General features: G+C 69.2%; 12 protein-coding genes and 1 tRNA gene. 7 read left to right on the top strand and 6 right to left on the bottom strand.

The genetic code is table 11. The annotated features are described in order from the left end of the window. A partial coding sequence (locus FF041_RS06625; RefSeq protein ID WP_323391378.1) for a MauE/DoxX family redox-associated membrane protein occupies positions 1 to 293 on the bottom strand: 293 nt, incomplete at its 3' end. A gap of 141 nt (positions 294 to 434) precedes the next feature. On the opposite strand from FF041_RS06625, the gene FF041_RS06620 reads away from it, so the two are divergent. The 6 genes from FF041_RS06620 (at position 435) to FF041_RS06595 (ending at position 7,014) form a co-directional block, all read left to right on the top strand. Further along, on the top strand, positions 435 to 968 hold the full coding sequence (locus FF041_RS06620) for a hypothetical protein (protein WP_153521438.1): 534 nt from the start codon (positions 435 to 437) through the stop codon (positions 966 to 968). Positions 969 to 1,360: 392 nt separating this feature from the next. Further along, complete coding sequence (locus FF041_RS06615; RefSeq protein WP_323391377.1) at positions 1,361 to 2,590, top strand: branched-chain amino acid ABC transporter substrate-binding protein; 1,230 nt, start codon at positions 1,361 to 1,363, stop codon at positions 2,588 to 2,590. A gap of 101 nt (positions 2,591 to 2,691) precedes the next feature. Further along, positions 2,692 to 3,624, top strand: coding sequence for a branched-chain amino acid ABC transporter permease (locus FF041_RS06610; RefSeq protein WP_323371246.1), 933 nt, complete (start codon positions 2,692 to 2,694; stop codon positions 3,622 to 3,624). A gap of 5 nt (positions 3,625 to 3,629) precedes the next feature. Continuing rightward, entirely contained in the window at positions 3,630 to 5,357 is a 1,728-nt protein-coding gene (locus FF041_RS06605) for a branched-chain amino acid ABC transporter permease (protein WP_153521437.1), read from the top strand. A gap of 5 nt (positions 5,358 to 5,362) precedes the next feature. Beyond that, a complete protein-coding gene (locus FF041_RS06600) occupies positions 5,363 to 6,301 on the top strand; it encodes an ABC transporter ATP-binding protein (RefSeq protein ID WP_153521436.1) in 939 nt (312 codons plus the stop codon). Further along, positions 6,298 to 7,014, top strand: coding sequence for an ABC transporter ATP-binding protein (locus FF041_RS06595; protein WP_323371247.1), 717 nt, complete (start codon positions 6,298 to 6,300; stop codon positions 7,012 to 7,014). The genes FF041_RS06600 and FF041_RS06595 overlap by 4 nt, the downstream gene beginning before the upstream one ends. 174 nt (positions 7,015 to 7,188) lie before the next feature. On the opposite strand, the gene FF041_RS06590 is transcribed toward FF041_RS06595, so the two are convergent. Beyond that, positions 7,189 to 7,842: an ANTAR domain-containing response regulator gene (locus FF041_RS06590; RefSeq protein ID WP_323371248.1), complete on the bottom strand. Its 654-nt coding sequence runs from the start codon at positions 7,840 to 7,842 to the stop codon at positions 7,189 to 7,191. Positions 7,843 to 7,941: 99 nt separating this feature from the next. Here FF041_RS06590 and FF041_RS06585 point away from each other — a divergent pair. Continuing rightward, positions 7,942 to 8,014: transfer RNA gene (locus FF041_RS06585), tRNA-Leu, on the top strand. A gap of 58 nt (positions 8,015 to 8,072) precedes the next feature. On the opposite strand, the gene pyk is transcribed toward FF041_RS06585, so the two are convergent. The 4 genes from pyk to FF041_RS06565 form a co-directional block, all read right to left on the bottom strand. Next, positions 8,073 to 9,506, bottom strand: coding sequence for a pyruvate kinase (gene pyk / locus FF041_RS06580; RefSeq protein WP_153521435.1), 1,434 nt, complete (start codon positions 9,504 to 9,506; stop codon positions 8,073 to 8,075). 165 nt (positions 9,507 to 9,671) lie between these two features. Further along, positions 9,672 to 10,397: an SIMPL domain-containing protein gene (locus FF041_RS06575; RefSeq protein ID WP_153521434.1), complete on the bottom strand. Its 726-nt coding sequence runs from the start codon at positions 10,395 to 10,397 to the stop codon at positions 9,672 to 9,674. 153 nt (positions 10,398 to 10,550) lie between these two features. Further along, positions 10,551 to 11,966: a lysine N(6)-hydroxylase/L-ornithine N(5)-oxygenase family protein gene (locus tag FF041_RS06570; protein ID WP_153521433.1), complete on the bottom strand. Its 1,416-nt coding sequence runs from the start codon at positions 11,964 to 11,966 to the stop codon at positions 10,551 to 10,553. After that, positions 11,926 to 13,075, bottom strand: a 1,150-nt coding sequence (locus FF041_RS06565; RefSeq protein WP_153521432.1) for a pyridoxal phosphate-dependent decarboxylase family protein, incomplete at its 5' end; no start/stop codon positions are given. The genes FF041_RS06570 and FF041_RS06565, both read right to left, overlap by 41 nt.

Genomic DNA, 13,075 nt, shown 5'->3' with positions numbered 1-13,075 from the left:
CTCCCTGCGCGCAGCGCCCGCACGATCCCCGCCGTGAATCCGAGGAGCAGCAGCACCCCCAGGGCGAATCCGGCGGGGACGGTCGGCCCCGCCGCCAGCAGCGCCACGGCAGCCGCCTCCCCGGCGGCCACCGCGACGGCGACCGCCCGGGAGACCCGGCGGGGTAAGCGCCCCAGCCGCTCGACCGATACGGCGAACTCGTCGAAAGCGGCCTTGTTCCGCACTTTCCCGGCGAGAGCCGTCAAGAACACACCGGCCAGCAGAATCCGACAGGCGAATACCAGATAGATCATCTGCGAAGTCCTCGTATCAACACGTCAACAGGAGATGGAAGGGAAGAACGAACGGGCCGATGAGAGCGGGCGGAGCGCCGGGATTTTCTTACCCACCCCAGCCCATTGCCTCACCGAGCGTGACGGTCTACCGTGCGCTCCATGAGGACCCCGCGCGGTCGGCGGGCCGGCCGGGCCGGCTGTGCGCTCCTTCTCTCCCTCGGTATCCCGATCGCCGTCGTGAGCTGCACGGACACCGGCCCCTCCGGGCGGCCCGGCACATCGACTCCCGTGCCCCATAAGACGACTCCGGTCGAGATCTGCACAAGCCTTGTCTCATATTGGGCCGGTCAGGCCCTGCGGAACAGCACACGGTCCGGGATCGACTGGGAGCAGAAAGGGCTCTCCAACGAGCAGTTCGCCCTGCACGAGGAGGTCGTCGCAGCGGCCCGCGCGGAGGAGAGACGCCATGGACGCCCGGCCGCCCTCGAACTGATAGCCGCTCAGGTCGCCGAGAAATGCGCCGTGCGGAACGGGGCGACGGGCAGCTCGGAGAACTGGCGTCCCCCCGAGCCCGCCCGGAGCCCCTCCGCCGCCCCGCACGCCACTCCGCACGGCCCCCATGACGCTTCCCCACCCCCTCGCCGCCCCCGGGAATCGCCTGTCGCCTCCCCCAACAGCCCCCCGAAAAAGTAACCCTCCGTAATCATCGCCAGGACGGACTCCTGGGCTCCGCGCCTCACCCCGAGCCCTCGCCCGCCCCTGCGACGAACATCGCCCCGACCAGCCGCTGTCAGCACCAAGATCCCTTCAAGGGCCTTAGCGGAACTGGGTGTTCTTCTGTTCTGAACTCAGGTTTCAAGCGGCGGTACGCCCGATCTGTCCCGGTCCCGCCACCCGTCGCGAGCCCTGGCATAACAAGAGCGTCACATCATGACGCCCTTAGTGCCCCGCTCCATCCCCTGCGCTTAGAGTCACGGCCAGTTACCGCGCCGCCGGGCGCAGTCAGCACGGCCCGTGTACCTCCGTACGGCCCGGCGACCAAACGGCACCTCAGGAGAGGGGCCGCGCCAGGGAAAGGACTTATCGTGCGAAACCGTTCCTTGCTCATACTCACCGCCGTGGTCACCACGGGAGCTCTCACCCTCACCGCCTGCGGATCGCGCGACGACAAGAAGCCCGAAGCCGACAGCGGAAAGACCACCGTGGTCATCGGTGTCGACGCCCCGCTCACGGGCTCGCTCTCCGCGCTCGGCCAGGGCATCAAGAACTCCGTGGACCTCGCGGTCAAGACCGCGAACAAGACCAATGAGGTCCCGGGCGTCACCTTCGAGATGAAGGAATACGACGACCAGGCCGTGCCCGCCTCCGGCCAGGCCAACGCCCAGAAGCTCGTGGGCGACGAGGGCGTACTCGGGGTGGTCGGCCCGCTGAACTCCGGTGTCGCGCAGTCCATGCAGGGCGACTTCGCCAAGGCCGATCTCACCCAGGTCTCCCCGGCCAACACCAACCCGGCGCTCTCGCAGGGCGACAAGTGGGCCGAGAACGAGAAGAAGCGTCCCTTCAAGACGTACTTCCGCACCGCCACCACGGATGTGATCCAGGGCAAGTTCGCCGCCCAGTACCTGTACAACAAGGCGAAGAAGAGGAAGGTCTACGTCGTCGACGACAAGCAGACCTATGGCGCGGGCCTCGCCGCGATCTTCGCCGAGGAGTTCAAGCGTCTCGGGGGCAAGGTCGTCGACACCGACCATGTCACCGTGAAGGAGACCGACTTCTCCAGCACCGCCGACAAGGTCAAGTCGAAGGGCGCGGACTCGGTCTACTTCGGCGGCCAGTACCCCGAGGGCGGCCTCCTCGCCGACCAGGTCAAGAAGGCCGGGGCCAAGATCCCGACCATGGGCGGCGACGCCCTCTACGACCCCGCGTACATCAGCGCGTCCGGCGAGTCGAACGACGGCGACATCGCCACCTCCGTGGGCTCCCCGATCGAGAAGCTCGACACCGCCAAGAAGTTCATCGCGGACTACCAGGCCGCCGGTTACAAGGACCCGTACGCGGCCTACGGCGGCTACTCGTACGACGCCGCGTGGTCGATCATCCAGGCGGTCAAGGCGGTTGTCGCCGCCAACGACAACAAGGTGCCGGACGACGCCCGCGCCAAGGTCACCGAGGCCATGTCCCAGGTCTCCTTCCCCGGTGTGACCGGCCAGGTCGCCTACGACGAGTACGGCGACACCACGAACAAGCAGCTCACCGTCTACACCGTCAAGGGCGGCAAGTGGACGGACCTGGAGAGCTCCACGTTCGAGGACTGACCCCGGACCCTCAGCCCCGCAATTCCTGAACCAGCCGCGCGAGGGCGCAAACAGCGCCCTCGCGCGGAGTCATATCCGACACGCTCATCGGAGGCTCTGCGGTGAACGAACTGCCGCAACAGCTGGCGAACGGCCTTGCCCTGGGTGCCCTCTACGGTCTCATCGCCATCGGGTACACCATGGTCTACGGCATCGTCCAGCTCATCAACTTCGCCCATGGCGAGATCTTCATGATCGGGGGCTTCGGCGCCCTCACCATCTACATATGGCTCCCCAGCGGAGTATCGCTGCTGGTGGCGATACCCCTGATGATCATCGGCGGCGCCATCGCCTCCGTCGCCGTCGCGACCGCCGCGGAACGGTTCGCCTACCGGCCGCTGCGAGGAGCTCCCCGCCTCGCCCCGCTGATCACGGCGATCGGTCTCTCCATCGCCCTTCAGCAGATCGTCTGGGGCTTCTACCCCGACGCCAAGAAGCACAAGAGCTTCCCCGAGTTCTCCGGCGACGCCTTCAAGATCACGGACGATCTGCTCATCCAGCGCGCCGACGCGTTCGTCCTGGTCCTCGCCCCGCTCTGCATGCTGGCCCTCGGCTTCTTCGTCTCCAAGAGCCGGAGCGGGCGGGCCATGCAGGCCACCGCGCAGGACCCGGACACGGCCAAGCTGATGGGCGTCAACACCGACCGGATCATCGTGATGGCCTTCGCCATCGGCGCCGCCTTCGCCGCCGTCGCGGCGGTCGCCTACGGGCTGGACAAGGGTCAGATCAACTTCGAGATGGGCTTCATCCTCGGACTCAAGGCGTTCACCGCCGCCGTCCTCGGAGGCATCGGCAACATCTACGGGGCGATGGTCGGCGGAGTGGTCCTCGGCCTCGCGGAGTCGCTGTCGATCGCGTACATCGAAGAGATACCCGGGATGCATCAGCTCGGCGGTGGCGCCTGGTCGAACGTCTGGGCATTCGTACTCCTCATCGTCGTGCTTCTCGTCAGGCCGCAGGGTCTGCTCGGTGAGCGCGTCGCGGATCGGGCGTGAGAGCGATGACCACGAACCCCACTGAGCAGACGCCGGACACCGCGGAAGCGGCCCGCACCACCGCACTGCGCTGGGCCACGGCCGCCGGCGGTCTCGCCACCGTCGCCAGCACCTTCCTCGCCTGGACGTTCACCTCGGAGTTCCCCGGCGATCTGACCGTCTACGGATACCCCGGCGGCCTACAGGTCCTCACCCTGGTCGCGGGCCTGTTCGTCACCCTCCTCGCCCTCGCCTCGCTCGGCGTCAAGGGCCTGGGCTGGCTCGTCCCCACGGGATCCGCCAAGGCCCTGCGGATGGCCGCCCTCGGCGCCTTCGGCACCACCTGGTTCACCGTGCTCGCCATCGCCGTCAAGCTCGGCGGGCTGGTCAACCTCGAACCGGGCGGCTTCGTCGCGGCGCTCGCCTCGGCCATCCCCCTGGTCGCGTTCCTCCTCCCCGACGACACCCGCAAGGCCGGCCGCCCCAGGGAGCTTCCCTCCTGGGCCGAGATCCTGGTCATCGTCGCCGTGTTCGGGGCCGGTCTCTATGTGGTCACCTACGGCATCGACACCGAGTACGCCGAGCTGTTCACCGGCTACCTCATCACCGTCGGCTTCGCGATGGCCGCGCTCATCAAGTCCGGCGTCATCGCCCGGCTCTCGGCGCTCACCGCCACATACCGGCAGGTGACGGTCATCGCGGCCTTCGTGGCCGCCGCCGCCTTCCCGTTCACCCAGAACACCGACGTCTACACCCTGATCGCGGTCAACATCCTCATCTTCGCGACCGTCGCCCTGGGTCTGAACATCGTCGTCGGACTGGCCGGTCTGCTGGACCTCGGGTACGTCGCGTTCCTCGGCGTCGGCGCGTACACCGCCGCCCTGGTCTCCGGGTCGACGGCGTCCGCCTTCGACGTCCAGTTCCCCTTCTGGGCCTCCGTCCTCACCGGCGCGGCGGCCTCGCTGGTCTTCGGCGTCATCATCGGCGCTCCGACCCTGCGGCTGCGCGGCGACTATCTCGCCATCGTCACCCTGGGCTTCGGAGAGATCTTCCGGATCGCGATGGGCAACCTCGACGGCGTCTCGGGGCCGCAGATCACCAACGGCCCCAACGGCATCCCGAACATCCCCGACCTGGAGTTCTTCGGGTACAACTTCGGCGAGCCCCACACCGTCCTCGGCATCGAGCTGGGCAGTTACGCCAACTACTACCTGCTGATGCTGCTCGTGATGATCCTGGTCGTCGTGGTCTTCAGCCGGGCGGGCAGCTCCCGGATCGGCCGGGCCTGGGTCGCCATCCGCGAGGACGAGACCGCCGCGACCGCCATGGGCATCAACGGCTTCCGGGTCAAGCTGATCGCCTTCGCCCTCGGCGCGACGCTGGCCGGTCTCGCCGGAACCGTGCAGGCGCACGTCCAGCACACCGTGGTACCGGAGATGTACCAGTTCGCCGGGCCCGTCCCGCCGAACTCGGCCTTCCTGCTGGCCGCCGTCATCCTCGGCGGCATGGGCACGGTCACCGGGCCGCTGCTCGGCGCCACGCTGCTGTTCATGATCCCGGCGAAGCTCCAGTTCCTCCAGGACTACCAGCTGCTCGGCTTCGGCATCGCGCTGATCGTGCTGATGCGGTTCCGCCCCGAGGGTCTGATCGCCAACCGCCGTGCGCAGCTGGAGTACCACGAGACCGATCAGCCCGACGCACCGGACAAGGGGCTGCCCGGGTCCGGCGTCGGCATCACCAAGGCGGGGGCGTGAAGGTCATGACGACCACCACCACCGATAAGTCGGCCGTGCCGGTCCTGGAGGCCAGCGGGGTCACCATGCGCTTCGGCGGCCTCGTCGCCGTGCACAACGTCGATCTCACGGTCCGGGCGGGCGAGATCGTCGGCCTCATCGGCCCCAACGGCGCGGGCAAGACCACGTTCTTCAACTGTCTCACCGGCCTCTACGTCCCCACCGAGGGCAAGGTCACCTATCAGGGGAACGTACTGCCGCCCAAGCCGCATCTGGTCACCACGGCGGGTGTCGCGCGTACGTTCCAGAACATCAGGCTCTTCGCGAACATGACGGTCCTGGAGAATGTGCTCGTGGGCCGGCACACCCGGACCAAGGAGGGGCTGTGGTCGGCCCTGCTCCGGGGCCCCGGCTTCAAGAAGGCCGAGGCGGCGTCGCATGAACGCGCCATGGAGCTGCTGGAGTTCATCGGTCTGGCGGAGAAGGCCGACCACGTCGCCCGTAATCTGCCCTATGGCGAGCAGCGCAAGCTGGAGATCGCCCGGGCGCTGGCGAGCGACCCCGGTCTGCTCCTTCTCGACGAGCCCACGGCCGGGATGAATCCCCAGGAGACCCGGGCGGCCGAGGAGCTCATCTTCGCCATCCGGGACCAGGGCATCGCCATTCTGGTCATCGAGCACGACATGCGGTTCATCTTCAATCTCTGCGACCGCGTGGCCTGTCTGGTGCAGGGCGAGAAGCTGGTCGAGGGCACCCCCGAGGTCGTCCAGGGCGATGAGCGAGTGGTCGCCGCGTATCTCGGCACGCCCTTCGAGGGCGCGCCGGGGGCCGAGGAGGCCGCCGAGGTCGAGGCCGCGGAGGCGGCGAGCTCGGGCGCCGGCTCAGGCTCAGGCTCGCTGAAGAAGAGCGGCTCCGGCTCCGCGAAGGAGAGCGGCACCACCGGCACGGAAGGAGAAGCTCAGTGACCGCGCTACTGGAGGTCGAGGACCTCAGGGTCGCCTACGGCAAGATCGAGGCCGTGAAGGGCATCTCCTTCAGTGTGGAGGCCGGGCAGGTGGTGACCCTCATCGGCACCAACGGCGCGGGCAAGACCACCACCCTGCGCACCCTGTCCGGGCTGCTGAAGCCGTCCGCCGGGCGGATCGTCTTCGACGGCAAGCCGCTCGGCAGCGTCCCCGCGCACAAGATCGTGGCGCTGGGGCTGGCCCACTCCCCCGAGGGGCGGCATATCTTCCCCCGGTTGACGATCGCCGAGAACCTCCAGCTCGGAGCGTTTCTGCGGTCCGACAAGGCGGGGATCGAGAGGGACATCCAGCGCGCGTACGAGCTCTTCCCGATCCTGGGCGAGCGCAGCAAGCAGGCGGCGGGCACCCTCTCCGGCGGTGAGCAGCAGATGCTCGCCATGGGGCGGGCGCTGATGTCCCAGCCGAAGCTGCTGATGCTGGACGAGCCCTCCATGGGGCTCTCGCCGATCATGATGCAGAAGATCATGTCGACCATCACCGAGCTCAAGGCCCAGGGCACCACGATTCTGCTGGTCGAGCAGAACGCCCAGGCGGCGCTGTCGCTCGCCGATCAGGGGCATGTGATGGAGGTCGGCCATATCGTCCTCTCCGGGACGGGCCGGGATCTGCTGGTCGACGAGTCGGTCCGCAAGGCGTATCTGGGCGAGGACTGATCCACCGCCTACGGCTCCGGCCCGCCGGGTGACCGGCGGGCCGGAGGCACCTCTCGCACCGCGCGGAAGCGGAAGCCTCACGGCCGTGGGGCCTTCCGGGTGTACGGAGCGCTCGCGCGCGACGACGGCCCGACCGGGGAGCCCCCCTGCGAACACGTCGTACGGGCCCGGCGGCTACTGCTCCTTCGCGGCCTTCTTCTCCTCCGCGTCCTGGATGACCGCCTCGGCGACCTGCTGCATCGACAGCCGCCGGTCCATCGAGGTCTTCTGGATCCACCGGAACGCGGCGGGCTCGGTCAGCCCGTACTCGGTCTGGAGAACGCTCTTGGCCCGGTCCACCAGCTTGCGGGTCTCCAGCCGCTGGGAGAGATCCGCGACCTCCTTCTCCAGCGCCTTCAGCTCGGTGAAGCGGGAGACGGCCATCTCGATGGCCGGCACCACGTCGCTCTTGCTGAACGGCTTGACCAGATACGCCATCGCCCCGGCGTCCCTGGCCCGCTCGACCAGATCTCGCTGGGAGAACGCGGTCAGCATCAGCACGGGTGCGATGGACTCCTCGGCGATCTGCTCGGCGGCCGAGATGCCGTCCAGAATCGGCATCTTCACATCGAGGATGACCAGATCGGGACGGTGCTCACGGGCGAGTTCCACGGCGCGCTTGCCGTCTCCGGCCTCGCCGACGACCGAGTACCCCTCCTCCTCCAGCATCTCTTTGAGATCGAGCCGGATGAGTGCCTCGTCCTCCGCGATCACCACTCGGGTCGTCATCGGCGGAACATGCGATGTGTCGTCATCGGCGGCGGGCTGGGGCGAGTCGGGGGCGGTCACGGGACTCCTCATTCCAAGGCAGGGTGCTCCCCATGAGCCTACCCAGCTCCTGTATTGTTGGGGCACGAAGGGTGTCCGTCACCCTTTGTTTCCAAGGGCACCCCGGTAGCCCAGCGGTAGAGGCAGTGGTCTCAAACACCATCCAGCGTGGGTTCGAATCCCACCCGGGGTACTTTACCTGCAATTCAAAGGTCATCGATCGAGGCCCCTCGGCGAGGGGCCTCGGCGCGTTATACGGGCGTCTCGTCCTCGCCGATACGGTGCACCCGGACCAGATTGGTGGAGCCCGGCACTCCGGGCGGCGAGCCCGCCGTGATCACCACGATGTCCCCGCGCCGACAGCGACCGATCTTCAGCAGCTCCTCGTCCACCTGGGCCACCATCGCATCGGTCGACTCCACACTCGGACCGAGGAACGTCTCGACCCCCCAGGTGAGATTGAGCTGTGAGCGCGTGGCCGAATCGGGGGTGAAGGCCAGCAGCGGGATCGGCGAGCGGTAGCGGGAGAGCCGCTTGACCGTATCGCCGGACTGAGTGAACGCCACCAGGAACTTCGCCCCCAGGAAGTCGCCCATCTCCGCCGCCGCGCGCGCCACCGCGCCGCCCTGGGTACGGGGCTTGTTCCGCTCGGTCAGCGGCGGCAGGCCCTTGGCCAGGACGTCCTCCTCGGCCGCCGTCACGATCCGGCTCATCGTCCGCACCGTCTCGACCGGGTACTTGCCCACACTGGTCTCACCGGACAGCATCACGGCATCGGTGCCGTCGATCACGGCGTTGGCCACATCGGACGCCTCGGCCCGGGTGGGGCGGGAGTTGTCGATCATCGAGTCCAGCATCTGGGTGGCGACGATGACCGGCTTCGCATTGCGCCTGGCGAGCTTGATCGCGCGCTTCTGGACGATCGGCACCTGCTCCAGAGGCATTTCCACGCCGAGATCGCCCCGGGCGACCATGATCCCGTCGAAGGCGGCCACGATGTCGTCGATGTTCTCGACCGCCTGCGGCTTCTCGACCTTGGCGATGACCGGAAGGCGGCGGCCCTCCTCGTCCATGATCCGGTGCACGTCCTCGATGTCCCGGCCGCTCCGTACGAAGGAGAGGGCGACGACGTCGACGCCGATGCGCAGCGCCCAGCGCAGATCGTCGATGTCCTTCTCGGAGAGGGCGGGGACGGAGACCGCGACGCCGGGCAGATTCAGGCCCTTGTGGTCGGAGACCATCCCGCCCTCGATGACGGTCGTGCGCACCCGGGGGCCGTCGACCGCCGTCACTTCGAGGGTGACCTTGCCGTCGTCCACGAGAATGCGCTCGCCGGGGGTGACGTCGGCGGCCAGGCCCGGGTAGGTGGTGCCGCAGACGGCCCGGTCGCCCTCCGTCCGCTCGACGGTGATGGTGAACTCGTCCCCGCGCTCCAGCAGTACGGGCCCCTCGCGGAAACGTCCCAGCCGGATCTTCGGACCCTGGAGATCCGCCAGTACGCCGACGCTGCGGCCCGTCTCCTCGGACGCCTTGCGCACCCGGTGGTAGCGCTCCTCGTGATCCGCGTACGAGCCATGGCTGAGATTGAGGCGGGCCACATCCATTCCGGCTTCGACCACTGCCTTGATCTGGTCATATGAGTCGGTGGCTGGGCCCAGGGTGCAGACGATTTTCGCTCGGCGCATGGAGCGAGACTATGCCTTACCGACCGGTAGGGAATTGGTCTCGCATGACTGCCCAACAACCGTTCCATGAACGGCTCTTGACATTCGTCGAATTGCGCGCGGGGGTGCTCCTATGAGCAATTCCGCGCGGCCCGGAACGATATCCGCGGGGCGTCCGTCACAGGGTCACAGCGTGGGCGGGGTCATCGTGAAACGCGCCGTGACCTGTGCGTGGACGGTCTGGCGTTCCGGTTCGAGATCGAGGGCGGGCGCGGATTCGGTGGATTCCGCCCCGGCGTAGGCGGCCATCCGCAGACCGCCGCCCGCACGGGGGTACGGAACCGCGCCCTCCGCGCCCTGGTCCGCCAGCTCCAGCAGCGCGGCCAGCCGGCCGCCCAGCGCGTCCGCGTACTCCCTGGCCCGCTGCACGGCCTCCAGCACCGCCGTACGGCGGGCCTGGCCATGGGCGGGAGAGTCGGGGCGCAGCGCCCACCAGGGGCCGTCGACCCGGGTGAGTTCGAGATCGGCGAGCCGGGTGGTGAGCTCGCCGAGCGCGGTGAAATCGGTCAGGGTGGCGGTGAGATGGACGCTGCCCTGGTACGCGCGGACCCGCTCGGCCCGCCCGTGCCGGGTCAGCTGCGGGCTGATGGAGAACGCGCCCGTCTCCAGCTTCTCGACCGCGTCGCCGTACGACTTGATCAGCTCCAGCACGGTCGCGTTGCGGCGGGTGAGATCGTCGAGCGCGCTCCGCCGGTCGGCGCCGCGCGCGCTGACGGTGACACCGATCCGGGCGATCTCCGGGTCGAACTCCAGGCGGGCCTCGCCGAGGACGGCGATGTGCGGGGCGTCGGGGGTGCCATGGGGTGCGGCGGGAATCGGTGCGTCGGTGCTCACGGGCGGTGGCTCCCTCATCCGGTGCGGGCCCGGACCGGGCCCGCTGCGTACCGTCCACTGTCGCACTCCGGCGCGGCGGACGGCGGTCGCGCCCCGCCCCCGCGAGCCGTGTACCGGACCCTTGCGGCCCGGAATCGCCAGATGCCCGGGGCCGTCAGATGCCCGGGGTCGTCAGATGCCCTGGACGAGAGGGGTGAGCCGGGCCGGCTGCGCGGGGACGGCGGCCATCTCCTCGGGCCGCTCCAGTCCGAAGGTGGTGAAGGCGGTGCGGCGGGGCATCGGATAGGGCTCCTTGCCGGTGAGCGAGTTGAGGATGCTCGCGCTGCGCCAGGCCGCGAGGCCGAGGTCGGGGGCGCCGATGCCATGGGTGTGGGTCTCGGCGTTCTGCACATAGACCGATCCGGTGACGGAGGGGTCGAGGCTCAGCCGGAACTCGCCGTCGATGCGGGGGCGTCCGGAGGAGTCCTGGCGCAGATACGGTTCGAGGCCGGCGAGCATCCGGGAGACGGAGCGCTCGCGGTAGCCGGTGGCGAGGACGACGGCGTTGGTGCTGAGGCGGGTGCGGGTGCCCTGCTGGAGGTGCTCCAGATGGAGTTCGAGCTGGGTGGTGGCGACCCGGCCCGCGGTACGGACGCTGACACCGGGGGTGAGTACGGCGTCCGGCCAGCCGCCGTGCAGCGTACGGCGGTACAGCTCGTCGTGGATGGCGGCGATGGTGTCGGCCCCGATGCCCTTGTGGAGCTGCCACTGACGGGGGATGAGCGCGTCGCGGGTCTGCTCGGGCAGCGTCTGGAAGTAGCGGCTGTAGTCGGGGGTGAAGTGCTCCAGGCCGAGCTTGGAGTACTCCATCGGCGCGAAGGAGCCGGTACGGGAGAGCCAGTGGATCCGCTCGGCGCCGGTGGGGCGTTCGCGCAGCAGATCGAGGAAGATCTCGGCGCCGGACTGGCCTGATCCGATGACGGTGATATGACCGGCGGCGAGGAGCTCGGAGCGGTGGCGGAGATAGTCGGACGAGTGGACGACCGGGACGTTGGGGGATTCGGCGAGGGGTCTGAGCGCCTCGGGGACATATGCCTCGCTGCCCACCCCGAGGACGATGTTGCGGGCGTGGACCCGGCCCGCTTCCGTCTCCTCGCCGTCGGTGTCGAGCCGGGTGAAGTCGGCTTCGAACAGCGCGCGTTCCGGGTTCCAGCGGACCGCGTCGACCCGGTGGCCGAAGTGGAGTCCGGGGAGGCTGTCGCTGACCCAGCGGCAGTAGGCGTCGTACTCGGCCCGGTGGATATGGAAGTTCTGCGCGAAGTAGAACGGGAAGAGTCGGTCCCGGCTGCGTAGATAGCGGAGAAAGCTCCAGGGGCTCGCGGGGTCGGCGAGAGTGACCAGATCGGCGAGGAAGGGGACTTGGAGCGTGGTGGCCTCGATCAGCAGACCGGGATGCCAGCTGAAGCGGTGGGACCGTTCGTAGAAGGCGGTGGCGAGCGATCCGGGCACCCCGTGGGCGAGCGCGGCCAGGGAGAGGTTGAACGGGCCGATGCCGACGCCCACGAGGTCATGGGGCCGGTGGGATTCGACGGGGGGCATGGCGGTCATCGGGGGTGCTGCCTTCCACGAGTTCGATCAGTTGTCTCAGGTCACCGGGGGTCGTGTAGGGGTTGAGGAGGGTCGCCTTGAGCCAGAGCCGGCCGTCCGCGCGGGTCCGGCCGAGGACCGCGCGGCCCTCGGTGAGCAGAGTGCGGCGGACGGCGGCGATCTGCTCGTCGCCGGCGCCGGTGGGGCGGAAGAGAACGGTGCTGAGCTGGGGGCGTTCCCACAGCTCCAGCCGGGGATGGCGCTCGATCAGCCCGGCGAACCGCTGGGCCGCGTCGAGGGTGCGGCCGATGAGTTCGGCGAGCCCGTCGCGGCCGAGGGCCCCGAGGGTGACGGCGATCTTGAGGATGTCGGGTCGCCGGGTGGTGCGGAGCGAGCGGCCGAGCAGATCGGGCAGGCCCGCCGCGGTGTCGTCCTCGGCGTTGAGATAGTCGGCGGTGAGGGAGAGCGGGGCGAGGCGGTCGCGGTCGGCGACGGCGAAAAGGCCGGCCGCGATGGGCTGCCAGCCGAGTTTGTGCAGGTCGAGGGTGATGGAGTGGGCACGGTCCAGACCGGCGAGAAGGGCGCGGTGCCGCCCGGCGAAGAGCAGTGCGCCGCCGTAGGCGGCATCGATGTGCAGCTCGGCGCGGTGCCGGGCGCAGAGATCCGCGATCTCGGGGAGCGGGTCGATGCGCCCGGTGTCGGTGGTGCCCGCGGTGGCGACGACGAGATGGGGGCCGGGCAGCCGGGTGAGGGCGTCGTCGAGCGCCGCCGGGTCGAGTCCGCCGTGGGCGGTGGGGAGGGCGAGGGGCTCGGGCAGTCCGAGCAGCCAGGCGGCACGGCGTACGGAGTGGTGGGCCCCGGAGCCGCAGACGGTCTGGACGGCGCCGTGGCGTTCGCGGGCGAGGAGCAGACCGAGCTGGTTGGACTCGGTGCCGCCGGTGGTGACCAGGGCGGCGGGGGCCGCGGCCCGGGGGTAGATCTCGGCGGCGAGGGCCGCGGTGACGGTCTCCTCCAGCGCGGCGGCTGCGGGGGCCTGGTCCCAGGAGTCCATCGACGGGTTGAGCGCGCAGACGGCGAGGTCGGCGGCGGCGGCGAGCGCCAGGGGCGGGGTGTGGAGATGGGCGGCGCAC

Origin of the sequence: Streptomyces jumonjinensis (genome assembly GCF_009600885.1) — a bacterium.
GTDB classification, from domain to species: domain Bacteria; phylum Actinomycetota; class Actinomycetes; order Streptomycetales; family Streptomycetaceae; genus Streptomyces; species Streptomyces jumonjinensis.
Note: the sequence above shows the minus strand (reverse complement) of the source record. Positions and strands in the feature narration are given on the sequence as shown.

Coding starts and splice junctions, on each gene's coding strand:
- FF041_RS06620 (WP_153521438.1), top strand. CDS start 435: ATGAGGACCCCGCGCGGTCGGCGGGCCGGCCGGGCCGGCTGTGCGCTC.
- FF041_RS06605 (WP_153521437.1), top strand. CDS start 3,630: ATGACCACGAACCCCACTGAGCAGACGCCGGACACCGCGGAAGCGGCC.
- FF041_RS06600 (WP_153521436.1), top strand. CDS start 5,363: ATGACGACCACCACCACCGATAAGTCGGCCGTGCCGGTCCTGGAGGCC.
- pyk (WP_153521435.1), bottom strand. CDS start 9,506: ATGCGCCGAGCGAAAATCGTCTGCACCCTGGGCCCAGCCACCGACTCA.
- FF041_RS06575 (WP_153521434.1), bottom strand. CDS start 10,397: ATGAGGGAGCCACCGCCCGTGAGCACCGACGCACCGATTCCCGCCGCA.
- FF041_RS06570 (WP_153521433.1), bottom strand. CDS start 11,966: ATGACCGCCATGCCCCCCGTCGAATCCCACCGGCCCCATGACCTCGTG.